Here is a 24,780-nt window from a genome sequence, read left to right as displayed (position 1 = left end):
GACTCACCCGATATTTACGATCTTGCCGGATGGTGAGATCTTCACCTCGCCGGAACGGCCCCGCCACCGCGCCGGAACGGCCCCGCCACCGCGCCGGAACGGCGCTACAGCAGCTCCGCCAGGGGCACCTTGGGGTCGGCCAGCCGGGCCCGGTCGACCGGCTCGCCGGACCGGATCAGCGCCTGGACGTCCCGCGTGACGTCCCACACGTTGACGTTCATCCCGGCGACGACGCGGCCGCCGGCCAGCCAGAACGCCATGAACTCCAGCCCCGCCACGTCGCCCCGGTAGACCACCTCGTCGTACTCTCCGGGCGCGGCCACGCCGGACAGCTCCATGCCCAGCTCGTACTGGTCGGTAAAGAAGTAGGGGACGCGGTCGTAGGACACCTCCTGCCCGAGCATGGCCCGCGCAGCGGCCGGGCCGCCGTTGAGCGCGTTGGCCCAGTGCTCCACGCGCAGCCGGCGGCCGAGCAGCGGATGGTAGGCCGCGGCCACGTCCCCGGCGGCGAAGATGTCGGGGTCGGACGTGCGCAGCGACTGGTCGACCAGCACGCCGTCCGACACCTCCAGGCCGGCGCGCTCGGCCAGCGCCGTGTTGGGCCGCACTCCGATGCCGACGATCACCACGTCCGCGGGGATCTCCGCGCCGCCCGAGGTCACCACCGCCGACACCTGCCCGGCGCCCCAGAACCCCGCCACGCCCTCGTCCAGCCGCAGGATGACGCCGTGCCTGCGGTGCAGGTCGGCGAACAGCCCGCCCACCTCGGGGCCGACCGCGGCGTGCAGCGGCGTCGGCTCCGGCTCGATCACGGTGACGTCGTTGCCGTAGGCGCGGGCCGCGGCCGCCGTCTCCAGGCCGATCCACCCCGCGCCCGCCACCACCACGCGGCGCCCGCCCGGCGCGATCGCCTCGCGCAGCGCCGCCGCGTCGGCCAGCGACCGCAGGTAGTACAGGCCCTGCAACCGGGATCCGGGCACCTCCAGCCTGCGCGGGGACGCCCCGGTGGCCAGCAGCAGCCGGTCGTAGCCGATCTCCTCGCCGCTGGCCAGCGTCACCCGGTGCCGGGACGGGTCGACCGCGGTGGCCGCCATGCCCAGCCTGAGCTCCACCCGGTTGTGCTCGTACCACTCGCGCTCGTGGACGTGCGTCTTCTCCCTCGGCTCCTGGCCGAGCAGGAAGCCCTTGGACAGGGGTGGCCGCTCGTAGGGACGCTCGATCTCCTCGCCGATGAGCACCACGCGTCCCCGGTACCCCTCCCCCCGCAGCGTCTCGGCGGCCTTGGCACCGGCCAGGCTCGCGCCGACGATGACGATGGTCTCCTCGGGCATGGCGACCTCCTGCGCATGGGCGTCTACTTACGTCCTTACTGCTGTGCCCCGAACGAGACAAGGGCCACCCGCCGGTGTCCCAAGGAAGAATCCACGCGACGAAGAACCGACCGTTTCGCCCTTTTTGCCGCCGAGCGCCGCGAGACGCCGACCGTCCTGCGCTACTCGCCGCGTCCGGACAGCGACCTGTGCCGAGCGATCGCGGAGGTGTCGGTCAGGGAGGCGATCTGGTCGACGACGGCGCGCAGCCGGGCCGCGTCGTCGGCCGCCTCGACGTAGGCGGCACGGAACGCCGGGTCGAGCGTGCCGGGCGCGCCGCGCAGCACCAGCTCGGCCAGCTCGGTGATCAGCTCGCGCTGACGGGCCCGGACGGCCTCGTGGCTGATCCACACGTAGTGCGCGGTGACGCCCTTGAGCAGCGCGCACTCCAGCCGCTGTGCGCGCGGCACGATCAGGTCGGCCCCGTACCGGGTCAGCGGGCGGTCGCCGTGGGCGGCGCGGGTGGCGTCCTCGGCGGCCACGCAGAACCGGCCGATCAGCGTGCTGGTGAGGTTCTTCAGCGCGGCCAGGGTGCGGGGGGTGCCGTCGTAACGGTCCGGCCAGTACGGCTCGGCCAGCAGCCCGGCGAAACGCTCCTCCAGCTCGCTCAGGTCGGCGGCAATCGGCGCAGCCGCCTCTTCGCCACGGGGGGTGTGGGGGGTCGTCCCCCCACCCGGCGGGCTCGTGTCCTCGCAGTACAGCTTGCGGGTGGTGGCGCACACCAGGCGGCGCTCGGCCGGGTCGGCGAGCCGGTCGAAGTCGACGTGCCCGGCGACCAGCGCGTCCTCCAGGTCGTGCACCGAGTACGCGACATCGTCGCTCCAGTCCATCACCTGCGCCTCGAAGCAGGCGCGTCCGGCGGGGGCGCCGTCGCGCACCCACCGCGCCACGGGGAGGTCGTCCTGGTAGACGCCGAACTTGCCGTTGACCGACTCGTCCTGCGTCCACGGGTACTTCATGGCCGCGTCCAGGGCGGCGCGGGTGAGGTTGAGGCCGACGCTGCGGCCGTACAGGGGCGGGCCCGGAGGCGCGAACGACTTGGGCTCCAGCCGGGTCAGCACGCGCAGGCTCTGCGCGTTGCCCTCGAAGCCGCCGCAGTCGCGGGCGACCACGTCGAGGGCGGCCTCGCCGTTGTGCCCGAAGGGCGGGTGCCCGATGTCGTGGGCCAGGCAGGCGGTCTCCACCAGGTCGGGGTCGCAGCCCAGGGACTTGCCGAGCTCCCGCCCGACCTGGGCGCACTCCAGCGAGTGGGTCAGCCGGGTGCGCAGGCTCTGCACGTGGTCCTCGGCGTGCGCGCCCGGCGAGGCCACCTGGGTCTTGGCCGCCAGCCGCCGCAGCGCGGCGCTGTGCAGCACCCGGGCCCGGTCGCGTTCGAAGGCGGTGCGGTCACGGCGCTTGGGCGGCTCGGGAGCCCATCGCTCCCGGTCGCGATCTGCATAGTTCCTCATCGCCCCATCCAGGGTAGGCCGCGCGCGGCGCCGTCACCCGCTGGGCGTGGTCACGATCGTCTCGCTGGGCACTCCGACGCTCTTGCCGAACAGCACGTACGACAGGTAGCCGCCGGTCTCGCGGACGATGTAGTGGAACTGCGTGTCGCGGGTCTGCACGCTGGGACCGCTGCGGGTCGGGGACGCGGCCGCCTCGATGCCGTTGTCGCTCGCCATCCGCTTGGACCGCAGGCCGTGCCAGGGGTCGGTGACGATCACTCCGGTGTGCCAGCCGCGCCGCTCGTACTCGCGGCCCACCGCCTTCATGCTCTCCAGCGTGTCGCTGCCGAACGGCACGGACACCACCCGGTCGGCGGGCACCCGGCCGCGGTTCACCAGCCACCGCCTGCCCGAGTCGGCCTCGGTGTAGTTGTCGCCGGGCTGTTTGCCGCCCACGGTGACGATCACCGGCGCCACCCCGTCGCGGTACAGGTCCAGGGCGTGCTGCAGCCGCCACTGCAGGGTGGGCGAGGGCACGCCGTTGTACTGCGCCGCGCCGAGCACGATGATCGCGTCGGAGCGCGGCCGCTCGTCCTGGCGGGCCTGGTACCAGACGCGCCAGGCCACGGTCAGCGGCGTCAGCACGGCCACGGCCAGCAGCCCGAGCACCACGCTCACAGTGATCACGAACCCGCGGGAGCGGCGGCGGGCGCGGGGCTCGCGCTCCTCGCTCTCGTCGTCCGGCCCCTCCGGGACGTCGGGGCCTGGCAGCTCCATCTCCAACGTCATCGCACTCGACACGTTAGTTGAGACGGCCGGGCGCGCGCCGCCGTTCCGTGCCGTTTCCGCAGGGCGATCCGGCCGGCGTCCGGGTAGGGCGAGGCCGCCGGCCGCCGGTCCCCCGGCGGCCGGGCCCGGCTAGCGGCTGTCGGAGCCGGCGGAGGAGATCGCGGCGCGTCCCGCCTCCAGCCTCGCCACCGGGACGCGGAACGGCGAGCAGGACACGTAGTCCAGGCCGACCTCGTGGCAGAAGTGCACCGACTCGGGGTCGCCGCCGTGCTCGCCGCAGATGCCCAGCTTCAGGTCGGGCCGGGTGGCGCGGCCCTCCTCGACGGCGATGCGCACCAGCCGTCCGACCCCCTCGCGGTCCAGCGTCTCGAACGGGGAGACGCCGAAGATGCCCAGCTCCAGGTAGCGGCCGAAGAACCCGGCCTCCACGTCGTCGCGGGAGAAGCCCCAGGTGGTCTGGGTGAGGTCGTTGGTGCCGAAGGAGAAGAACTCGGCGGCCTCGGCGATCTGCCCGGCGGTCAGCGCCGCCCTGGGCAGCTCGATCATGGTGCCGACCAGCGCGGGCACGTCCACGCCGGTGTCCTCGCGCACCTCGGCCAGCACCCGGCGGGCCTCGTCGCGCACCGCCTCCAGCTCCTGGACGGCGCCCACCAGCGGGATCATGATCTCCGGCCGCGGGTCGCCGCCCGCGGCGCGCCGCCGCGCGGCCGCGTGGGCGATCGCACGGACCTGCATCGCGAACAGCCCGGGAATCACCAAACCCAGGCGCACGCCCCGCAGTCCCAACATAGGGTTCTCTTCGTGCAGCCGGCGGACGGCCTCCAGCAGCCTGCGGTCCCGGGGGTCGGCGTCGCCGCCGGCCAGGGCGACCTTGACCGCCAGCTCGGTGAGGTCGGGGAGGAACTCGTGCAACGGGGGGTCGATGAGCCGGATCGTGACCGGCAGCCCGTCCATGGCTTCGAGGATGCCCTCGAAGTCGGCGCGCTGGAGCGGTTCCAGCGCCTCCAGGGCGGCGCGCCGCTCGTCGTCGGTCTCGGCCAGGATCAGCTGTTCCACCAGGCGGCGGCGGTCGCCGAGGAACATGTGCTCGGTGCGGCACAGGCCGATGCCGGCCGCGCCGAAGCGGCGGGCCCGCGCGGCGTCCTCGGGGGTGTCGGCGTTGGCGCGCACGCCCATGCGCGCCCGCGCGTCGGCGTGCTTCATGATCCGGTGCACGGCCTGGACGAGCTCGTCGCCGTCCTCGGCGGCGGCCTCGCCGGGGCTGAGGGCGCCCTCGAAGTACCGCACCACCGGGGAGTCCTCGACGGGCACCTCGCCCAGGTAGACCTTGCCGCTGGTGCCGTCGATGGAGATGACCTCGCCCTCCTGGACCGTCACGCCGCCGGGCGCGGTGAAGCGGGCGGCCCGGACGTCGACGTCCAGCTCCTCGGCGCCGCACACGCACGTCTTGCCCATGCCGCGGGCCACCACGGCGGCGTGCGAGGTCTTGCCGCCGCGGGAGGTGAGCACGCCCCTGGCCGCGACCATCCCGGCCAGGTCGTCGGGGTTGGTCTCGCGCCGTACCAGGATGACGTCCTCGCCCCGCTCGGCCAGTTCCACGGCCCGCTCGGAGGAGAAGACGGCCTTGCCGACGGCGGCGCCGGGCGAGGCGTTCATGCCGGTGGTCAGCAGCTTGCTCCCGTCGGCCTGCGCCTCGTCGAAGCGGGGGAACATCAGCTGGGCGAGCTGGTCGCCGGTGACGCGCGCCGCGGCCTCGTCGTCGTCGATGAGCCCCTGGTCGAGCAGCTGGCAGGCGATGCGGAACGCGGCGGCGGCGGTGCGCTTGCCCACCCGGGTCTGGAGCATCCACAGCTTGCCGCGCTCGATCGTGAACTCGATGTCGCACATGTCGCGGTAGTGGTTCTCCAGCGTCTCCATGATCCGCAGGAGCTCGGCGTAGGAGCCGGGGTCGATGCGCTCCAGCTCGGTCAGCGGCACGGTGTTGCGGATCCCGGCGACCACGTCCTCGCCCTGGGCGTTCCGCAGGTAGTCGCCGTAGACGCCCTGGCGGCCGGACGCGGGGTCGCGGGTGAAGGCGACGCCGGTGCCCGAGTCCATGCCCATGTTGCCGAACACCATGGCGACCACGTTGACGGCGGTGCCGAGGTCGGCGGGGATGCGCTCCTGGCGCCGGTACAGGATGGCGCGGGGCGCGTTCCACGACTCGAACACCGCCTTGATCGCCAGGTCCATCTGCTCGCGCGGGTCGGCGGGGAAGTCGCGTCCGGCGTGCTCGCGGACGATCTCCTTGAACGTGCCGACCAGGCCGCGCAGGTCGCCCGCGTCCAGGTCGACGTCCTCGTCGGTGCCCTTGGCCTTCTTGGCGGCCTCGACGGCGTCCTCGAACAGGTCCCCGTCGACGCCCAGCACGGTCTTGCCGAACATCTGGATGAGCCGCCGGTAGGAGTCCCAGGCGAAGCGCTCGTCGCCCGCCTGGGCCGCGAGCCCCGCCACGGACTCGTCGTTGAGACCGATGTTCAGGACGGTCTCCATCATCCCCGGCATGCTGTACTTGGCCCCGGACCGTACGCTGACCAGCAGCGGGTCGTCGGGCTGGCCGAGCCGCTTGCCCATGGCGTCCTCCAGCGCCGACAGGTGGCGGCCGATCTCCTCGGCCAGCCCGCCGGGCAGGGTCCCGTGCTCCAGGTAGTGCCGGCACGCCTCGGTGGTGATGGTGAACCCCGGCGGCACGGGCAGGCCGAGATTGGTCATCTCGGCGAGGTTGGCGCCCTTGCCTCCCAGCAGATCCCGCAGGTCCTTGTTGCCTTCGGTGAAGTCGTACACCAGCTTCGGCACGGGGCCCTCCTTCGCGGTCCGGTCCTGCCGCGTGGCGCGCGGCCAGGTGGCGGGCGGCGGGCTCACCGTGGCCGGGAACGGACCCGGGCACCACCGATATGAGGCACGCCGCCCTGTTTGCCGGGACTGTACCCGCGATGGACGCGCACGCTCGTCACTCCGTTACGCTGCGTGCGTTTGCGCAGGTGGAGCCGGTCACAATGGTCTATTCCAATAAGGACATTCCAGACACACAACCAAGGAAACACGGCCGTCACATGGTCTACGCACCGCAAGCGAGAGGGAATCATGGAAAGAGGAGGTGAGGTTGTGAGGCCGATGGTCGCCGGTGGCCGGGCGGGAGACCCGTTCGCCCCGATAGCCGACTTCGGGTTCCTGTCCGACTGCGAGACGACCGCCCTGGTCGCGCCGAGCGGCAACATCGAATGGATGTGCCTGCCCCGGATGGACTCGCCGAGCGTGTTCGGCTCGATACTGGACCGCGACGCCGGATACTTCCGGGTCGGCCCCGCGGGCGTGGAGGTGCCCGCCGCGCAGCGCTACATCCCCGGCACCATGGTGCTGGAGACGACCTGGTGGGTCCACGGCGGCTGGCTGGTGGTCACCGACGCGCTGCTCATGGGCCCCTGGCACCACGAGAACGAGCGCTCGCACACCCACCGGCGCGCCCCCACCGACTACGACGCCGACCACGTGCTGCTGCGCATGGTGCGCTGCGTCAACGGGCAGGTGCAGGTGCGGCTGGACTGCATGCCCGTGTTCGACTACGGGCGCGCCCCCGCCCAGTGGTCGCACAACGGCCTCGGTTACCACGAGGCCGTCGCGCGCGGCAACGGCGTGTCGCTGCGACTGACCAGCGACATGAACATCGGCTTCGAAGGTTCGCTGGCCACCGCCCGCACCCTGCTCAAGCAGGGCGACGCGCGGTTCGTGGCGCTGTCGTGGAGCGAGCACGAGCCCCCGCACAGCTACGAGGAGGCGCAGGAGCGCCTGGTCTGGACGGTGCACCACTGGCAGCACTGGCTGGACCGCGGCCGCTTCCCCGACCACCCCTGGCGCAGCCACCTGCAGCGCAGCGCCCTCACCCTCAAGGGCCTGACGTTCGCGCCCTCGGGCGCGGTGGCGGCCGCGGCGACCACGTCCCTGCCGGAGAGCCCGGGCGGCGACCGCAACTGGGACTACCGCTACACGTGGATCCGCGACTCGACGATGGCGCTGTGGGCCTTCTACACCCTCGGGTACGACTGGGAGGCCAACGACTTCTTCTACTTCATCACCGACGTGGCCGAGGCCGCCGAGGGCAAGCTGCAGATCATGTACGGGCTGGACGGCCGGGAGGAGCTGCCCGAGTCCACGCTCGACCATCTGTCCGGCTACGACAACGCCCGTCCGGTGCGCATCGGCAACGAGGCGTACATGCAGGCCCAGCACGACGTGTGGGGCGCGATCATCGGCTCCATCTACCTGTTCGTGCGCAAGCGGGACCGGCTGGACGACCGGCTGTGGAAGATCGTCGTCAAGCAGGTCGAGGACGCGCTGGCCAACTGGCGGCTGCCGGACTGCGGCATGTGGGAGGTGCGCGGCGAGCCGCAGCACTTCACCTCCTCCAAGGTGTTCTGCTGGGTGGCGGCCGACCGCGGCGCCCGGCTGGCGCGCATCCGCGGTGACTTCGCCATGGCCGAGCGCTGGCAGCGGGCGGCCGACGAGATCCACGCCGACGTGCTGGCCAACGCCCTGGACGAGCGCGGGGTGTTCACCGCCCACTACGGCGCCACCGCCCTGGACGCCTCGGCGCTGCTGATCCCGCTGCTGGGCTTCCTGCCCGCCGACGACAAGCGCGTGCGCGAGACGGTGCTGGCCATCGCCGACGAGCTGTCCGAGGACGACCTGGTGCTGCGCTACCGTCCGGCGGAGACCGACGACGGGTTCTCCTCCGACGAGGGCACGTTCACCATCTGCTCGTTCTGGCTGGTCAGCGCGCTGGTGATGATCGGGGAGCTGGACCGCGCCAAGGCCCTGTGCGAGAAGCTGCTCTCCTACGCCAGCCCGCTGCAGCTGTACGCCGAGGAGATCGATCCGCACACCGGCCGCCACCTGGGCAACTTCCCCCAGGCGTTCACCCACCTGGCGCTGATCAACGCCGTGATGCAGGTGATCCGCGCCGAGGACCACGAGCGCCAGCCACCGCTGGCCTGACACCGACGCCGTGGCCCGGGACTCGAACCCCCGATCCGGGCCACGGTCAAGGGACGATGCCGACGCCGGCAGTCACCGTCCGTTTCAGAGGCGAACAGATCGTCGGCGATCTTCGGCTTGAATGACGTAGAGCGTCAGCAGGTCCAGGTGTCCACCCGGCGGCCCGCAGAGGGGCGCCGGGTGGACGACGACGAACCTGGACGACGGCGAACCTAGACGACGGCGCCCGAGTCGCCGGGCTGGCGGGCGGGACGGCGCGATGCCTTGGACCGGGGCGCCGGGGTGCTGCTCCGCCCCTCGAACACGATCGCCAGCGGCGTGGCGGTGAACACGCTGGAGAACGTGCCGACGATGATGCCGACCAGCAGGGCGATGGCGAAGTCGGTGAGCGAGTCGCCGCCCAGCAGCGCCAGCGCGGCCAGGATGAAGATCGCGCCCATGCCGGTGTTGACGGTGCGGGGCACGGTCTGCAGGGCGCCCCGGGCGGCGAGGCGGGCGAACGGCGCCTTGGGGTCGTTGCGCCACAGCTCCCGGACGCGGTCGAACACCACGACCGAGTCGTTCACCGAGTACCCGATGATCGTCAGCAGGGCGGCCAGGAACACCCCGTCGATCGGCTTGCCGAGCCAGGCGAACACCCCGGTCACCACGATGATGTCGTGGAACATCGCCAGCACCGCGCCCGCCCCGAACGTCCAGCGGAACCGGATCGCCAGGTAGGCCAGCTGCACCACCAGCGCCACGGCCAGCGCGATCAGCGCCTTGCGGCGCAGCTCGTCGCCCAGGGTCGGGCCGATCAGCTCGTCGCGCTGCTTGGTGACGGAGCCGCCCTTGGCGGCCAGCGCGTCCCGGATCCGCTTCTCCTCGGCGTTGCTGAGGTTCTCGGTGCGCACGGAGATGTCGTCGGTCCCGGACGTCTGCACGACCGCGCGCGGGAACCCGGCGGAGGAGACGGCGGCGCGGGCGTCGTCGATGTCGACCGTGCGGCTGGTGGAGTACTCCACCAGCCGGCCGCCGGTGAACTCCACGCCGAAGTTCAGCCCGCGCACGAAGATCCCGGTGAGCGCGACCGCCACCGACAGCGCGGAGATGCCCAGCCACAGGCGGCGGTGCCGCATCAGGTCCGGGTCGCGGCGGTCCAGCCAGGCGCGCAGGCGGCCGACGGCGCCGAGGCCGGTCAGCCCCGGGCGGCGGGCGATCATCCGGCGGGCGACGGCCGACTCGGTGAGGAAACGGCTGAGCAGCATCGCCGACACCATCGAGGCCAGCACGCCGATGGTGAGGGTGACGCCGAAGCCGCGCACCGGGCCGGACGCCAGGAAGAACAGCAGCCCGGCGGCCAGCAGGGTGGTGACGTTGGAGTCGGCGATCGCCGACCAGGCCTTGTCGAAGCCGGTGGACAGGGCGGCGCGGACGCCGCGCCGGGGCGCCGCCCGGTATTCCTCACGGGCCCGTTCGAAGGCCAGCACGTTGGCGTCGATGGCCATGCCGACCGCGAGCACGAATCCGGCGAGTCCGGGCAGGGTGAGTGTCGCGCCCATCATGACCAGCGCGGCGTAGGAGATCAGGGCGTAGCAGGCCAGCGCGACGGCGGCCAGCGCGCCGACCAGCCGGTAGACGGCGATGATGAACAGGCCGGTGAGCGCGACGCCGATGACGGCGGCCTTCCAGCTCGCCTCGATCGCCGCGTCCCCCAGGGTCGGGCCGACCACCCGCTGCTCGATGATCTTCACGGGGACGGGCAGCGAGCCGCCCTGGATGAGGGCGGCCAGGTCGCGGGCCTCGTCGGCGGTGAAGTCCCCGGTGATCTGGGTGGAGCCGCCGGTGATCCCCACGTTGCACGGCACGTTCGTGGTGACCTGCGGGGACGAGATGACCCGGCCGTCCAGGACGAAGGCGATGCGGCGTTCGTCCCCGGTGGCGCAGGCGGCCCGTGCGGTGATGCGCTCCCAGGTGCCGCCGCCGCTGCCGCGGAACTTGACGGTGACGTACCAGCCGCCGAGGTTCTGGGTGTCGAATCCGGCCTCGGCCGTTCCGATGCCGTCGCCGGTCAGGGCGGCGGGGCCGACGAGGATCTGCCCGCCCTGCTCGTCGGGCAGCAGCCGTTCGTCCTTGCCGGGGCTGCCGTCGTTGACGCGGACGGGGTGGGCGGTGAGCTGCGCGGTCTTGCCGATGACCTCGGCCGCCTGGGTGGGGTCCTGCACGTCGGGCAGCTCGACGATGATGCGCCGGTCCCCCGACCGGGTGAGCGACGACTCGGCCACACCAAGGGCGTTGACGCGGCGTTCGAGCACCTGGCGGGCCCGGTCGGTGGACTCGGCGTTGGCCTTGGCCTGCGGCGAGTCCTGGGTCTCCAGCACGATCTGGGTGCCGCCGCGAAGGTCCAGGCCGAGGCGGGCGGGTTCGGTGAGGGCGAAGAACAACGACGCGGCGAGCACGGCGACAGACAGCAGTGCCCGCACCGCGTTGGCGCGAGACAAGGGAATACCTCCACGAGGAGTGCGGCGCCCGCCCGTGGTGGGGCCGCGGAGCACCGGCGTGCGCCGGGCGTCAGGTCAGGTCAGCTGGGTCGTCGTGGAGGGCGGAGGGGCGCGGCCGCGTGCGGCCGATCCCCGGGCGGACGTCGCGCGCGGCGCCCGCTCGGAGGGACGTGCGCCGGCCCGCGGCCGCGGGCCGGGCTCGAGGGCGTCCTGCAGGACGGCCGCCAGGGGCGCCCCGGAATGCGGTGCGCCGAGGTCACGTGCGGCGGCCGCCGCTTCGCGGGCGCGCGGGCAGCCGTGGACGGCGCACTGCCGGGTGTGCCGCGCGGCCGCGGCCGGAGCGGCCGACGATCTGCCGCGGACCGAACCGCCGAACCCGGCCCCACCGGGTGCCCCGGGCGGCCCGGACGGCCCGCTGCGGATGACGGGACTCGCCCCGGCGGCAGCGGGAGCGGCGCCCGCGGCCGCCGGGGTGACGACGAGTCCGAGCAGGCCCAGGGCGACGACCAGGAACCGCGACAGCCGTCCGCGCTCGTCGGACAGGGGAGCGTAGCGGCGCACGCGCGTCTCCTCCCGTCGGCGGTGGCTGGGCGAGGCCCCTGGGCATGCTCTCGGACCGGCCTTCGGGCCGGTCCCCGGTCCGGCCACGTTAACCCATCGGGCCGGTCGCGGGAACGACGCCGCACGGGTCCTCCCGGATCATTTGGCGGCCGGTTCGGGTTCGGGCCGGGCGGGGAACCACCGCTCGGGCAGCAGCCGGGCCAGCCGCTCGGAGCGGGTGGCGACCAGCGGACCGGTGATGGCCAGCACCAGAACGTAGGCGGCGATGAACGGCGCCAGGCGGGGGTCCAGCCCGGCCCCAGCCGCCAGTGCGGCCAGCACCAGGGCGAACTCGCCGCGGGACAGGATGGTCAGCGCCACGTTCGTCGAGCGTTCGCGGTCGAAGCCGTGCAGCCGTCCGGCCAGCAGCCCGGCGACGCAGTTGAACAGCACGGTGAGCAGCACCGCGATCGCCACCGGCAGCGCCACCGACGCCACGTCCCCGGGGTCGATGGACAGCCCGAAGGAGAAGAAGAAGATCGCGGCGAAGGCGTCCCGCAGCGGGTGCAGCAGGCCGCGGATGCGCTCGGCGGAGCGGGTGGCGCCCAGCACCAGGCCGATCATGAACGCGCCGATCGCGTCGGAGACGCCGAACTCCTCGGCGATCCCGGCGGTCAGCACCGCGCAGCCGACGAAGGTGACGACGAGCAGTTCGTCGTCCTTGATGTCGACCAGGCGGCCGACCCAGCGGGCGCCCCAGCGGGCCACCGCGAACAGCACCAGCAGGAACGCCAGCGCCTTGCCGAAGGCCAGGGCCGCCGTCGCCAGGTCGCGCGCGCCGGCCAGGATCGGCTGGATCGCCGCCAGGTACAGGGCCAGGAACATGTCGTCGACCACGATGAGGCCGAACACGAGCTTGGTCTCGGGGTTGCCGAGCCGGCCCAGGTCCACCAGCAGCTTGGTGACGATGGCGGACGAGGAGATGCCGATCACGCCGGCCAGCACGAACGCCTCGGCGCCGCCCCAGCCGAGCACGAACCCGAACGCCAGCCCGCCGCCGACGTTGAGCAGCAGGTACAGGGCGCCCGCGGCGACCAGGCGCCCGCCGCCCTGGACCAGGTCGTCCAGGTGGAACTCGAGGCCCAGGTAGAACAGCAGGAACACCAGGCCGAGGGCGGAGACCAGTTTCAGGTCGGCGGGGTTCTCGAACAGTGCCAGGCCCGGGGTGTGCGGGCCGAACAGGATCCCGGCGAGCATGAACAGCGGGATGGTCGGCAGGCCGATCCGCACTCCGACGCGCGCCAGCACGCCTGCCGCCAGGAACGCCCCGCCCAGTGCGATGAGAGCTTGGGCAAGAGAAATGAGAGCCTCCAGGGGTTTTGCACGGCCGCGGCCGCCCCGGATGTGGGGGCATACCGCGGCGATCCGGCGCCCAAGGCGACCGGACGGAAAAGAATCTCTAAAACCCCGTGTCGGAGGGTGGTGCCCGCGCCGGACGGTCGTGCGCGGGCAGCCGATCGGGAGGGGCCCCGGCGTCGGGCGGGAGGACGGGTCGTCCGCGGCGCGTCGGGAGGGCCGGGTCGTCCGCGGGCGGCGTGGTCGCCAGGGGGGCCGTGCTCGGCGGCGCCGGACGGTCCACGGACGCGCTCGCGGCCTGGGTGTGGTTGACGAGGAAGACCGCGCCGGTCTCGGCCCGGCTCGACGGGGCGTGCTCGGCGACCGCCGCCGCGGCGACGATGACGGGACGCTGCGCGGCGGCGGCGACGTGGTGCGGGGCCGGTGGGGCGGAGCCGGTGCCGCCCGCCTCGTAGACCAGCCCGAACAGGGCGGCCAGGAAGATCAGGAACGCCGCCGGCGACACCGGCACACGACGTCGCCCGCGCACGCTCCCCCTTCCGCCTGTTTGTCTGGGTTCCCCCTTACCTTACGTGAACCGGCCGGTGTCCCGTTTCGGCCACTTTGCCCCTGAAAGAGGCCATTGCCCGGTTGCAAAAGGCGAATTACTCTCGCGTTCACCCACCCCCCGCAACCGGAAGGAGCAAGTCCGGTGGTGCATCTCAGACGGACCGCGGTCCTCGGTGTCGCGTCCCTGGCCGCCCTCGCCCTCGCCGTCCCCACGGCGTCCGCCGCGACGACCACCATCCGCAAGGGCTCCGCCGCCGCCGCGCCCTACTCCGGCAACGTCCGGGCGTCCCTGCTCGGGACCGCCTCGGTCACCACGTCGCTGGGCACGGGCAGCTGCAACCAGTCGACGATGACCGGGTCGATCCAGTCCAACGGCACCGGCCTGGCCATCAACTCGGCGAGCTTCGCCACCGACGGCGGCCCCTGCAGCGGCTCCATCTCCTCCACCATCACGCCGGAGAACTTCCCGTGGTCCGGCGGCAGCGTGGTCTACGACACCGCGCACACCGGCGGCCGCGACGCCGCGGTCACCATCGCCAACTTCCGCGTCCGCGCGGTGGTGAACATCTTCGGCGGGATCACCTGCATCTACGGCGGCAACCTGACCGCCAACGGCTTCAACCCCGACAACCCCGCCCGTGGCGACACCACCGTGGCCGAGGCGCAGGTCGGCGTGCGGAACGCCACCGTCAACAAGATCAGCAGCGGCAGCAACTTCCTCTGCCCGTCCACCGCGACGGTCACCGCCAACTACAAGCTGCTCGGCGAGACCACCGCCGGGTCGGGCACCTACGACCAGAAGCTGTACGTCACCCAGTGATCCGGACCGGGTGATCCCGGACACGACGCGGGGCCGCGCCCTCCCCCACCGAGGGCGCGGCCCCGCCGCCGTTCCCGGACGTCCGGCGCGTGCGGCGCGTCCAGTGCGTCCGCGTCGCGGCTCCGGCCGTCAGCAGCCGACCAGCTGCGCGGCCAGGAACGACTCGACCTGCGAGATCGCGATGCGCTCCTGGTTCATCGAGTCGCGCTCGCGCACCGTCACCGCGTCGTCGTCGAGGGTGTCGAAGTCGACGGTGATGCAGAACGGCGTGCCGATCTCGTCCTGACGGCGGTAGCGGCGGCCGATCGCGCCGGCGTCGTCGAACTCCACGTTCCAGTGCCGGCGCAGCCGCGCGGCCAGGTCGCGGGCCTTCGGGGACAGGTCGGCGTTGCGCGACAGCGGCAGCACCGCGGCCTTGACCGGGGCCAGCCGCCGGTCCAGCCGCATCACGGTGCGCTTCTCCAGCTTGCCCTTGGCGTTGGGCGCCTCGTCCTCGGCGTAGGCGTCCATCATGAACGTCAGCGTGCAGCGGTCGACGCCCGCCGCGGGCTCGATCACGTACGGGATGAACCGCTCCCCGGCCTCCTGGTCGAAGAACGACAGGTCGGCGCCGGAGGCCTTGGAGTGGGTGCTCAGGTCGTAGTCGGTGCGGTTGGCGATGCCCTCCAGCTCGCCCCACTCGCCGCCGACGAAGTCGAACCGGTACTCGATGTCGACGGTGCGCTTGGAGTAGTGCGACAGCTTCTCCTGCGGGTGCTCGTACAGCCGCAGGTTCTCCTTGCGGATGCCGAGGTCGGTGTACCAGCGCATCCGCTCGTCGATCCAGTACTGGTGCCAGTCCTCGTCGGTGCCGGGACGGACGAAGAACTCCATCTCCATCTGCTCGAACTCGCGGGTCCGGAAGATGAAGTTGCCCGGCGTGATCTCGTTGCGGAACGACTTGCCGATCTGGCCGATGCCGAACGGCACCTTGCGCCGCGCCGACTGCTGGACGTTGAGGTAGTTGATGAAGATGCCCTGGGCGGTCTCGGGCCGCAGGTAGGCCAGGCCGGACTCGTCCTCGACCGGGCCGAGGTAGGTCTTGAGCAGCCCGTTGAACATGCGCGGCGCGGTGAACGAGCCCTTGACCCCGCAGTTGGGGCAGGTCACGTCGGACAGGCCGCCCTCCGGGACCCTGCCGTGCTTGTCCTCGTAGGCCTCCTCCAGGTGGTCGGCCCGGAAGCGCTTGTGGCACGACTGGCACTCGGTGAGCGGGTCGACGAACGCCTGCACGTGGCCGCTGGCCTCCCACACCTCGCGGGCCAGGATCACGCAGGAGTCCAGGCCGACGACGTCCTCGCGGCCCTGCACCATGGCCTTCCACCACTGGCGCTTGACATTGTTCTTCAGCTCGACGCCGAGCGGGCCGTAGTCCCAGGAGGCGCGCAGCCCGCCGTAGATCTCGCTCGACGGGTAGACCAGGCCCCGCCGCTTGGCGAGGTTGACGATGGTGTCCATCACGTCGGAACGGCGTGCCATATGCGTTTCTCCATCCGGCTGGCGGTCGGCGGGTCTTTGTCGTACGCCCCGGCCCCGTCCGGGCGGCGGGCCGTCGCGGCGGGTCGGGGCGAGTGCGATCCCCGTTGGTGGTGGCGGAACGCGGCGGGCGGCGGCGGACGCGGCGGCCCGGGCGCTCCGAGGTTCTCCAGCTTAGGGCAACCGCGGTGGCCCCCGAGCATCACCCCGGAGACCCCGCAGGTCAGGGCCCTGAGACCAAAGATCGTCAGCATGGCCGCGGGCACCGGTCAGTAGACCCGGCCGTCGACCATGTTGCTGTCGATGTTGATGGTGACGCCGCCGTGCGTCTCCCGGTGGCCGCCCCGGTACTGCTTGATCCGGTTGTGCGGCGGCCACCAGTGGCGGGGCATGTACGGGCAGTCGTAGGGGTCGGTCCTGCCGTCCCAGTGCGCGAACCAGACCGCCTTGGGCTTGCTCATGCCCCGGGCACTGCCCACGTCGCGGATGCCCGACCCGGCGCTGCTGTAGAAGCCCGGCACGTAGCCGAGCCTGCGCATCGTCCTGGTCCAGTTGTGCAGGAAGTTCAGCACGGCGTCGCTGCACCAGGCCCGGCGGTGGTCGTACACCTCCATGTCGAAGTACACGGGGTTGCGGCGCGGGATGCCGAGGGCGCGGGCGCGGCGGACCGCGTCGCGGGCGGCCAGGCGCCCCTCCTCGGCGGCGTCCTCGGGGGCGAAGCGCTGACGGTAGCGCGTGCACGGCGCCTGCAGACCCACGTACGTCGGGATGAGGCGGTATCCCATCCGGCGGACGTTGCGCACCCACGCCCGGTTCAGGTTGGGCTGCGCGCAGGCGCGCGCGGCGCCGCCGATGTACATGTTGGCGACCTTGTACGACCTGCGCCAGGCGGCCATGGCGGCCAGCGACGGCGCGGTGCAGGTGTCGAAGCCCTTGCCCCGCACCCACCGCTTGCGCGGCTTGTGCCCCCGGGGCTTGTGCGCCCGGGGTTTGTGCGCCCGGGGCTTGCGCGGGCGCGGCTGGTCGGCCCGGGGCACCGTCGGCTCCGGCGTGGACGGCTGCAGCCACGGCAGCAGCTCGTCCAGCAGCGACGGCACGAAGTCGTCCGGCGGCGGGTCGGCCGCTGCCGCGCCCGGACCGCGCGCCCGGTGTGCGCGCGCCCAGGCCGGGGTCAGCAGGGTGCCGCGCAGGACGCGTTCCAGCTCCGCCGGGTCCGCGCCGTAGGTGCCGTGGATCCGCACGCCCGCCTCGGGCAGCCGCAGCAGGGCCTCGTGGTCGGGGTCGCGCGGCACGCTGTAGCGCGCCAGGTGGTCGGGACGCAGGGCCCGGGTCCTGCGCTGCCGCGCGTCCGGACCGGCGTCGACGGGCGCCACGTGCAGGGCCTCGGTGCGGCCGACGGCGCGGGCGGGGCAGTCGGGTTGCGGGCCGGGGCGTCCCAGGTAGATCGCGTGCCGGTCGAACCGCACGCAGCGGGTCGGGTCGCGGTCCAGCCAGTGCACCTCCCAGCCCGCGGGGACGGGGACGCGCACCCCCCGGTACTCGACGACGCGCAGGCGGCCGGCCGCCCCGGCCTGCCCGGCCTCGGCCCGCGGGACGGACGGCCCGACGGCCGCGACGAGGGAGGCGACCATCGTCGCTCCCAGCAGTCCCGTGAGCACGGCGGCATGGCGCATCCCAGCTCCCCTCGGTGACCCGGCCGCGCGCCGGGGCCCCGTCCCCGCCCGGGACGGGCTCGGCCCGGACGCCGGTGCGTGCCCCGGCTCCCCCGCCGGCCGGCATGATCGTGACGCGGCAGTGATCGCCCGCCTCGCCGGACGCCAAACGGCGCCCGGAAGATCCTTTCCGAGGGCTTTCCCAACTGCGGGAAACTTCCGGCCCCGGCCGCCGGCGGGCTCAGCGGGAGGTGATGACCTCGTAAGCGCCCGGTTCGTCGACCGCCATCGCCGCCAGCGGGATGAACCGCACGCGCACGTCGTACGCGCCGAGGGCGCGCCGGTAGTGGCCCGCGCCGTCCCACTCGGTGACCAGGGCCCACAGCGTCGGCTCGTCGACGGTCCGCGCCAGCCGTCCCGAGCGGTAGCCGGGGCTGGCGGCCAGGGCGTCCAGGACCTGGCCCATCTGCTCGGCGAACCCGTCGGACTGCTCTTCGGGCACGCGGTACCGGGTGATGGCGATCATGCGGTCATCCTCCCAGCCCGGGCGCCACGGCCCGCGCTCGGCGTAGGTTGGGGGCGTGCGGACTGGGAGCGACTCCTCGGGAATACGGGCGACGATCGAGCGGTTGAGCGCCACGCCGGTGGTCTTCCTGCACCGGCTGCCCCGCTGGGTGCTGCTGGCGGCGGTGTTCGGGCTGCTGGTGGTCGGCATGGCGGGCACCGGCTGGGTGGGCGCGGCCGGGCTGCTGGTGCTGCTGGCGGTGATGGCGTGGTTCGCCTACCTCAACTGGCCGGTACTGGACGGCTCGGGGCGGGCCCTGCGCGTCGCCGCGATGGTGCTGTTGGCGGCATTCGCCGCGGGTCACCTGTTTGGCCGGTTTTGACAATCGTTTTCATCTTCGTCCACACTTGAGGGGTGTTCGCCTCTCGTACCCCCGTTCGCGCGCTTCGTCGCGCCGTTCCCCTGACCGCCGTGACCGTGGCCGGGCTGCTCGGCCTGACCGCCTGCGGAGGCTCCGACGGCGCCGCCACCACGGGCGGCCGGGGCGGCGGTACCGAGGTGGTCGCGTCCTTCTACCCCATGGCCTGGCTGGCGCAGAAGGTCGGCGGCCCGGACGTGTCGGTCGCCACGCTCACCAAGCCCGGCGCCGAGCCGCACGACCTGGAGCTGACCCCGCGGCAGGTGGTCGACATCGGCGAGGCCGACTTCGCCGTCTACGTCAAGGGCGTGCAGCCCGCCGTCGACAAGGCCGTGGACCAGCACGCCAAGGACAAGTCGCTGGACGCCGCGAGCGCCGTCAAGACGCTGCCCGCCGCGGCCGGCGAGGACGGGCACGACCACGAGCACGGCCACGACGAGGGCCACGGCGAGGACGAGCACGGCCACGAGTCGGAGGTCTCCTACGACCCGCACGTGTGGCTGGACCCCAGCCGCATGGCCGCCATCGCCACCACGCTGGGCGACCGGCTCGCCGCCGCCGACTCCGCGCACGCGGCCGGGTACAAGTCCCGCGCGCAGGCGCTGGCGACCGAGCTGAACCGCCTCGACCAGGCGTTCCGGGACGGGCTGAAGTCCTGCCGGCGCGACACGATCGTCACCGCGCACGCCGCGTTCGGCTACCTGGCCGACCGGTACGGCCTCAAGCAGGTCTCCATCGCCGGGGTGGACCCGTCCAACGAGCCGTCCCCGGCCCGGCTGGGCGAGCTGAGCCGCGAGATCAAGGCCGCGGGCGCCACCACCGTGTTCACCGAGACGCTGGTCAGCCCCAAGGTGGCGCAGACCCTGGCCCGGGAGGCGGGCGTGCGCACCGCCGTCCTGGACCCGGTGGAGGGCGTCAAGGAGGGCTCCGGCGACGACTACATATCGATCATGCGCCGGAACCTGGACACGCTGCGACCCGCGCTGGAGTGCTCATGACCCCCGCCCCGCCCTTCCAGATGACCGGCGGCCGCGTCCGGTTCGACGGCCGCGAGGCGCTGCGCGGCGTCGACCTGCGGGTCGGCGACGGGGAGTTCGTGGCGGTGCTGGGCGCCAACGGGTCCGGCAAGTCCACCCTGGTGCGGGCGCTGCTCGGGCTCGTCCCGCTGTCGGGCGGGCGCACCGAGATCTACGGCGCCCCGCCCGCCCGGTTCCGCGACTGGAAGCGGATCGGGTACGTGCCGCAGCGGCTGCCGATGGGCGGCGGCGTGCCCGCGACCGTCCGCGAGGTCGTGGCGTCCGGCCGGGTGGCCCGGCAGTCGCGCTGGCGGCCCGCCTCGTCCGCCGACCGGGCCGCCGTGGACGCCGCGCTGCGCGCCGTCGGCCTGGCCGACCGGGCGCGCGACTCGGCGCACCTGCTGTCGGGCGGCCAGCAGCAGCGGGTGCTGATCGCGCGGGCGCTGGCGGGCGAACCCGACGCGCTGGTGCTGGACGAGCCGACCGCGGGCGTCGACGCCGCCAGCCAGGAGAGGCTGGCCGCCGTCCTCGGCGACCTGGCCCGCCAGGGCCGCGCGGTGGTGCTGGTGGCCCACGAGCTCGGGCCGCTGGAGCCGCTGGTCGACCGCGCCGTCGTCCTCGAGCACGGCCGCGTCGTGCACGAGGGCGCGCCGCTGACGCCGACCTGGACGGCGCACGCGCACGCCCCCCACGGTGAGATCGAGATGAGAGCCGGCTGACGATGCTGGACATGCTGCAGTACGACTTCATGAGGATCGCGCTGGTCAGCGCGGTCCTCATCGGCCTGACCGCCCCGGCGGTCGGCACCTTCATCGTCCAGCGCAGGCTGTCGCTGCTGGGCGACGGCGTCGGGCACATCGCGCTGACCGGGATCGGCCTGGCGCTGCTCACCGGCACGTCCCCGCTGCTGGGCGCGCTGGCGGTGTCGGTGCTCGGCGCGGTCGCGATCGAGGTGCTGCGCGCGCGCAGCCGCAGCGGCGGCGACGTGGCGCTGGCGATCCTGTTCTACGGCGGGCTGGCCGGGGGCGTGCTGCTGACCAACCTGGAGGGCGGCGGCACGAGCCTGCAGGCCTACCTGTTCGGGTCGATCAGCAGCGTGACCGCCCGCGACCTGTACGTGGTGGCGGGCCTGGCCGTGGTCGTCCTCAGCATCGTGCTGCTGTTCGGCCGGGAGCTGTTCCTGCTGTGCCAGGACGAGGACGTGGCGCGCGCGTCGGGGCTGCCCGTCCGGTTCCTCAGCGTGCTGATCGCGGCGACCGCCGCGGTCACCGTGGTCATCGCCATGCGCGCCATCGGGCTGCTGCTCGTCAGCGCGCTGATGATCGTCCCCGTGGCGGCCGCCCAGCAGGTGACGCGGGGCTTTCGCGCCACCATGCTGGTGGCGATGGGAGTCGGTGTACTGTCGGCGGTGACGGGGCTGGCGGGGTCGTTCCAGTACGATCTGCCGCCGGGTCCCTCGATCGTGCTGCTGGCCTTGGCGATCTTCCTGGCCGCGGTGGTCGGGGGTTCGGTGGTGCGCCGGCGCCGCGCGGTCCAGGCCCCGCTCCCCGGCGAGGCTCGGGCGGACGCGACAGCCGAGGCGGAGGTAAGAGGGGGATGACGACGACCCGCCGCAACGCGGTACGGCAGGCCCTGGCCAAGTGCGAGGGCTTCCGCAGTGCCCAGGACATCTACGCCGACCTGCGGGCGGGCGGTTCCAAGATCGGGCTGACCACGGTCTACCGGGCCCTGCAGGCGCTCAGCGACTCCGGCGAGGTGGACGTGCTGCGCACCGACGACGGCGAGGCCGTCTACCGCGCCTGCCGCAGCGAGGAGCACCACCACCACCTGGTCTGCCGCGGCTGCGGCCGCACCGTGGAGGTCGCGGGCCCGGCCGTGGAGAAGTGGGCCGACGCCGTGGGGGCCGAGCACGGGTTCGTGGACATCACCCACACCGTCGAGGTGTTCGGCACCTGCGCCGACTGCGCCGCGTCCGACGGCGCGTCCGGGAACGCGCCGGGCAGGGCGGCCGCGGGCAGATCCTGACGCGCTCTTGGGCAGCCCGCCGTAACCGGCGGACGGGGGCCATGGTGAAGAATCGAATCATGGCTACGACACGTACCGCGAACGCGCACTGGGAAGGGCCGCTGATGGGCGGCCAGGGCAAGGTCTCGCTGGACTCCTCCAAGGTCGGCACCTTCGAGGTGACCTGGCCGTCGCGGGCCGAGGAGCCCGACGGCCGCACCAGCCCGGAGGAGCTGATCGCCGCCGCGCACTCCACCTGCTACTCGATGGCCCTCTCGCACGGCCTGGCCGGCGCGGGCACGCCGCCGGAAAAGGTCGACACCCGCGCCGAGGTCACCTTCCAGCCGGGCGAGGGCATCACCGGCATCCACCTGACGGTGCGCGCGAGCGTGCCGGGCCTGTCGGCGGCCGACTTCGAGAAGGCCGCGCAGGACGCCAAGGCGGGCTGCCCGGTCAGCAAGGCCCTGGCCGGCACCAAGATCACCCTGGACGCCGCCCTGGTCTGACCCGCGCGAAACGGCGGCCCCGGCGTCAGCGTCCCGGGGCCGCCCTCATCGCGGCGTCACGGCGCCAGGCCGGGCCGGGCGGCGGGGCCGGTGCGCGGGACGCTGCGGCGGCCGTCGACCGAGACGGGGGCCTCCCCGGCGAGGCCGACGCGGTGCAGGCTGCGCGGGCGGTCGCCGAAGTCGTGCACGACACGATGCTGGGTGGCGCGGTTGTCCCAGATCGCCACGTCGCCGGGCGCCCAGTGCCAGCGCACCGTGTTCTCCAGCCGGGTCACGTGCTCCTGGAACAGGCGGATCAGCGCCTGGGAGTCGGCCCGGTCACTGAGGCCGACGACGGAACGGGCGAAGCCGCCGAGAAGGAGTGCGCGCTCCCCCGTCTCCGGATGCACCCGGACGACCGGATGCTCGGTCTCGAAGGTGACCGTGGTCAACGGCTCGCGGCGCCGCCGCCCTGCCCCGGTGGCGTGCGGACGGACGTAGTCGTACCTGTTGGTGTGCAGCGCCCACAGCCGGTCGGCGACCTCCCGCAGCTCGACCGGCAGGCCGTCGTAGGCGGCCGCGGTGTTGGCCCAGACGGTGTCGCCGCCGTGCGGCGGCACCCGCACCGCGCGCAGCACCGACGCCTTGGGCGGACGGTCGGTGAAGCTGGCGTCGGTGTGCCACTCGTCGGCGCGCCGGCCGGGGGCGTCGCCGACGTCCAGGACGTGCTCGTGGCCGTCGAGCGGGGGCAGAGTCGGATGCGCGGCGGTGGGCTCACCGAGCCTGCGGGCGAACTCGACCTGCCCGGCGGGGTCCAGATGATGCTGGTCACGGAAGAACAGCACCCTGTGGCGCAGCACCGCGTCCCAGATCCGCGCCACCACGCCGTCCGGCAGGTCGCCGCTCAGGCGCACGCCGGAGACGACGGCGCCGATGCGGCCGGCCACCGGCGTGACGCGCGGCGGCCCGGCCGCCGTGGCGCGGGCTGAGTCCAGGACCCGATGCGACATGGGCACGACCGTACGCGGCACGGCACATCTAGTCAACTTAACAGATAGGAATTGTGAATTAGCGCCAACGGCGAGGGTGCGGGGAACACCCTGCCGAGAAACGCGGGCCGCGCGGGCCGGACCGTCAGGTGGCCGGGGCGGGCGCCACGGGGTTGGGCACCGCGCCGCCGTAGCGCCGGTCACGCGAGGCGTACAGCTCGCACGCGTGCCACAGGTGCCGCCGGTCGAAGTCGGGCCACAGCGTGTCGAGGAAGACCATCTCGGCGTACGCCGACTGCCACAGCAGGAAGTTGGAGATGCGCTGCTCGCCGGACGAGCGCAGGAACAGGTCCACATCGGGGATGTCCGGCTCGTCCAGGTAGCGGGCGAACAGCTTCTCGTCGACCTTGTCCGGCGACAGCCGGCCGTCGCGCACGTCCCGGGCGATGGCGGCGGCCGCGTCGGCGATCTCGGCCCGGCCGCCGTAGTTGACGCAGAACTGCAGGGTCAGCACCTTGTTGTTCCGCGTCATCTCCTCGGCCGTCTCCAGCTCCTTGATGACGCTGCCCCACAGCCGCGGCCGCCGTCCCGCCCAGCGCACCCGCACGCCCATCGCGTGCAGCTGGTCGCGGCGGCGCCGGATGACGTCGCGGTTGAAGCCCATGAGGAAGCGCACCTCGTCGGGCGAGCGCTTCCAGTTCTCGGTGGAGAAGGCGTACGCCGACAGGTAGGGGACGCCCAGCTCGATCGCCCCCATGATCACGTCGAAGAGGGACTCCTCCCCCATCTTGTGCCCCTCGGTGCGCGGCAGGCCCCGCTGCTTGGCCCAGCGCCCGTTGCCGTCCATCACGATGGCCACGTGCCGGGGCACCAGGTCCGCCGGGATGGCGGGCGGCCTCGCGCCGCTGCGGTGCGGTACCGGGGGCTGTACGGCCCTTGTCAAACTCGCTCCCTGTGGTCGGTCGTGTCGTCCGCCTCGGCGCCGCCGGCGTCCCCGCCCCGTCCGTCCGGATACGACTCGCGCGCCACGTGCCGCAGCGACCGGATGCCGTGCTCCAGATGCCACTGCAGGTACGCCGCCACGAGGCCGCTGCACTCTACCCGGTGCCGTGGCTCGCTGCCGTCGGCCAGCTCCCAGTCGCCGCGCAGCAGCGCCAGCATCAGCGCGAACGTCGGCGGCGCCGGGGTGGCCGCGCCCGGCTGGCGGCAGCGCGCGCACACCGCGCCGCCCGCCGGGATGGCGAACCCGCGCAGCTGCCCGCGCGTGCCGCACCGGCAGCACTCGTCGATGGCCGGGGCCCACCCGGCGACCGACAGCGAACGCAGCAGGAACGCGTCAAGCACCAGCCGCGGGTCGTGGGCGCCCTCCGCCAGGGTGCGCAGCCCGCCCACCAGCAGCAGGAACTGGCGCAGCGCGGGCTCGCGCTCCTCGGCGGTGAGCTTCTCGGCGGTCTCCAGCATCGCCGTCCCGGCGGTGTAGCGCGGGTAGTCGGCGACCAGCTGCTGCCCGTACGGCCGCAGCGTCTCGGCCTGGGTGATCAGGTCGAGCGAACGCCGCTCGTACAGCTGCAGGTCCACGTGCGTGAACGGCTCCAGCCGCGCCCCGAAGCGGGACTTGGTCTTGCGGACCCCCTTGGCGGCCGCGCGGATGCGCCCCATGCGCCGGGTCAGCACCGTCACGATGCGGTCGGCCTCGCCCAGCTTCTGGGTGCGCAGGACGATGCCTTCGTCGCGGTAGAGGGTCACCCGCCCATTCTCCCGCACTTCGCCCGCCCGGGAGACGACCCCCGGCGGTGTCGGGCCCGCGGGTATACGTGCCCCCGGCGTCCGGGAG

General features: G+C 73.2%; 22 protein-coding genes. 8 read left to right on the top strand and 14 right to left on the bottom strand.

Annotated elements, in window-relative coordinates:
- Window positions 1-104: 104 nt before the first annotated feature.
- From ABD811_RS20895 to ppdK, 4 genes are all read right to left on the bottom strand, one after another.
- The gene (locus ABD811_RS20895) at window positions 105-1,331 is read right to left on the bottom strand and encodes an NAD(P)/FAD-dependent oxidoreductase (RefSeq protein WP_344950119.1); all 1,227 of its coding nucleotides are present in this window, start codon (window positions 1,329-1,331) and stop codon (window positions 105-107) included.
- Between the two features lie 161 nt (window positions 1,332-1,492).
- Entirely contained in the window at window positions 1,493-2,818 is a 1,326-nt protein-coding gene (locus tag ABD811_RS20890) for a deoxyguanosinetriphosphate triphosphohydrolase (protein WP_344950118.1), read from the bottom strand.
- Between the two features lie 33 nt (window positions 2,819-2,851).
- Window positions 2,852-3,586 carry a YdcF family protein gene (locus ABD811_RS20885; protein ID WP_344950116.1) on the bottom strand — a complete coding sequence of 245 codons (735 nt, stop codon included), beginning with the start codon at window positions 3,584-3,586 and terminating at the stop codon, window positions 2,852-2,854.
- Between the two features lie 129 nt (window positions 3,587-3,715).
- Complete coding sequence (ppdK, locus tag ABD811_RS20880) at window positions 3,716-6,421, bottom strand: pyruvate, phosphate dikinase (RefSeq protein ID WP_344950114.1); 2,706 nt, start codon at window positions 6,419-6,421, stop codon at window positions 3,716-3,718.
- A gap of 318 nt (window positions 6,422-6,739) precedes the next feature.
- Between ppdK and ABD811_RS20875 the strand changes: the two genes are divergently transcribed.
- On the top strand, window positions 6,740-8,617 hold the full coding sequence (locus tag ABD811_RS20875) for a glycoside hydrolase family 15 protein (protein WP_344950179.1): 1,878 nt from the start codon (window positions 6,740-6,742) through the stop codon (window positions 8,615-8,617).
- Between the two features lie 212 nt (window positions 8,618-8,829).
- On the opposite strand, the gene secD is transcribed toward ABD811_RS20875, so the two are convergent.
- The 4 genes from secD to ABD811_RS20855 all read right to left on the bottom strand — a co-directional run bounded on the left by secD (window position 8,830) and on the right by ABD811_RS20855 (window position 13,522).
- Window positions 8,830-11,097 carry a protein translocase subunit SecD gene (gene secD, locus ABD811_RS20870; RefSeq protein WP_344950112.1) on the bottom strand — a complete coding sequence of 756 codons (2,268 nt, stop codon included), beginning with the start codon at window positions 11,095-11,097 and terminating at the stop codon, window positions 8,830-8,832.
- Between the two features lie 75 nt (window positions 11,098-11,172).
- Window positions 11,173-11,658 carry a hypothetical protein gene (locus tag ABD811_RS20865; RefSeq protein ID WP_344950109.1) on the bottom strand — a complete coding sequence of 162 codons (486 nt, stop codon included), beginning with the start codon at window positions 11,656-11,658 and terminating at the stop codon, window positions 11,173-11,175.
- Window positions 11,659-11,796: 138 nt separating this feature from the next.
- Window positions 11,797-12,945: a cation:proton antiporter gene (locus ABD811_RS20860; protein ID WP_344950106.1), complete on the bottom strand. Its 1,149-nt coding sequence runs from the start codon at window positions 12,943-12,945 to the stop codon at window positions 11,797-11,799.
- Between the two features lie 151 nt (window positions 12,946-13,096).
- A complete protein-coding gene (locus ABD811_RS20855) occupies window positions 13,097-13,522 on the bottom strand; it encodes a hypothetical protein (RefSeq protein ID WP_344950103.1) in 426 nt (141 codons plus the stop codon).
- Between the two features lie 162 nt (window positions 13,523-13,684).
- On the opposite strand from ABD811_RS20855, the gene ABD811_RS20850 reads away from it, so the two are divergent.
- Window positions 13,685-14,362 (top strand): hypothetical protein, encoded by a 678-nt coding sequence (locus ABD811_RS20850; RefSeq protein ID WP_344950100.1) that lies wholly within the window; start codon window positions 13,685-13,687, stop codon window positions 14,360-14,362.
- A 129-nt stretch (window positions 14,363-14,491) separates the two neighbouring features.
- On the opposite strand, the gene ABD811_RS20845 is transcribed toward ABD811_RS20850, so the two are convergent.
- From ABD811_RS20845 to ABD811_RS20835, 3 genes are all read right to left on the bottom strand, one after another.
- Window positions 14,492-15,880, bottom strand: coding sequence for a glycine--tRNA ligase (locus ABD811_RS20845; protein ID WP_344950098.1), 1,389 nt, complete (start codon window positions 15,878-15,880; stop codon window positions 14,492-14,494).
- A gap of 266 nt (window positions 15,881-16,146) precedes the next feature.
- Window positions 16,147-17,550, bottom strand: a complete 1,404-nt coding sequence (locus tag ABD811_RS20840; protein WP_344950095.1) for a DUF1906 domain-containing protein — start codon at window positions 17,548-17,550, stop codon at window positions 16,147-16,149.
- 220 nt (window positions 17,551-17,770) lie between these two features.
- Complete coding sequence (locus tag ABD811_RS20835; RefSeq protein ID WP_344950093.1) at window positions 17,771-18,055, bottom strand: antibiotic biosynthesis monooxygenase family protein; 285 nt, start codon at window positions 18,053-18,055, stop codon at window positions 17,771-17,773.
- 55 nt (window positions 18,056-18,110) lie between these two features.
- On the opposite strand from ABD811_RS20835, the gene ABD811_RS20830 reads away from it, so the two are divergent.
- The 6 genes from ABD811_RS20830 (at window position 18,111) to ABD811_RS20805 (ending at window position 21,978) form a co-directional block, all read left to right on the top strand.
- Window positions 18,111-18,416: a DUF6703 family protein gene (locus ABD811_RS20830; RefSeq protein ID WP_344950091.1), complete on the top strand. Its 306-nt coding sequence runs from the start codon at window positions 18,111-18,113 to the stop codon at window positions 18,414-18,416.
- 89 nt (window positions 18,417-18,505) lie between these two features.
- Window positions 18,506-19,450 (top strand): metal ABC transporter substrate-binding protein, encoded by a 945-nt coding sequence (locus tag ABD811_RS20825; RefSeq protein ID WP_344950089.1) that lies wholly within the window; start codon window positions 18,506-18,508, stop codon window positions 19,448-19,450.
- Window positions 19,447-20,187, top strand: a complete 741-nt coding sequence (locus tag ABD811_RS20820) for a metal ABC transporter ATP-binding protein (protein ID WP_344950086.1) — start codon at window positions 19,447-19,449, stop codon at window positions 20,185-20,187. The genes ABD811_RS20825 and ABD811_RS20820 overlap by 4 nt, the downstream gene beginning before the upstream one ends.
- Before the next feature lie 2 nt (window positions 20,188-20,189).
- Entirely contained in the window at window positions 20,190-21,068 is an 879-nt protein-coding gene (locus tag ABD811_RS20815) for a metal ABC transporter permease (protein ID WP_344950083.1), read from the top strand.
- Window positions 21,065-21,493: a Fur family transcriptional regulator gene (locus tag ABD811_RS20810; RefSeq protein WP_344950080.1), complete on the top strand. Its 429-nt coding sequence runs from the start codon at window positions 21,065-21,067 to the stop codon at window positions 21,491-21,493. Before ABD811_RS20815 ends, ABD811_RS20810 begins: the two co-directional genes overlap by 4 nt.
- Window positions 21,494-21,552: 59 nt before the next feature.
- Window positions 21,553-21,978, top strand: coding sequence for an OsmC family protein (locus tag ABD811_RS20805; protein ID WP_344950077.1), 426 nt, complete (start codon window positions 21,553-21,555; stop codon window positions 21,976-21,978).
- A 56-nt stretch (window positions 21,979-22,034) separates the two neighbouring features.
- On the opposite strand, the gene ABD811_RS20800 is transcribed toward ABD811_RS20805, so the two are convergent.
- The 3 genes from ABD811_RS20800 to recO all read right to left on the bottom strand — a co-directional run bounded on the left by ABD811_RS20800 (window position 22,035) and on the right by recO (window position 24,692).
- Window positions 22,035-22,967 (bottom strand): TauD/TfdA dioxygenase family protein, encoded by a 933-nt coding sequence (locus tag ABD811_RS20800; protein ID WP_344950075.1) that lies wholly within the window; start codon window positions 22,965-22,967, stop codon window positions 22,035-22,037.
- 124 nt (window positions 22,968-23,091) lie between these two features.
- On the bottom strand, window positions 23,092-23,889 hold the full coding sequence (locus ABD811_RS20795; RefSeq protein WP_344950072.1) for an isoprenyl transferase: 798 nt from the start codon (window positions 23,887-23,889) through the stop codon (window positions 23,092-23,094).
- On the bottom strand, window positions 23,886-24,692 hold the full coding sequence (recO, locus tag ABD811_RS20790; protein WP_344950070.1) for a DNA repair protein RecO: 807 nt from the start codon (window positions 24,690-24,692) through the stop codon (window positions 23,886-23,888). The genes ABD811_RS20795 and recO overlap by 4 nt, the downstream gene beginning before the upstream one ends.
- Window positions 24,693-24,780: the final 88 nt, after the last annotated feature.

Source organism: Actinomadura miaoliensis (assembly GCF_039536785.1).
Lineage (GTDB): Bacteria > Actinomycetota > Actinomycetes > Streptosporangiales > Streptosporangiaceae > Spirillospora > Spirillospora miaoliensis.
The sequence above is the reverse complement of the archived record's forward strand: the minus strand, read 5'-3'. Positions and strand labels throughout refer to the sequence as shown.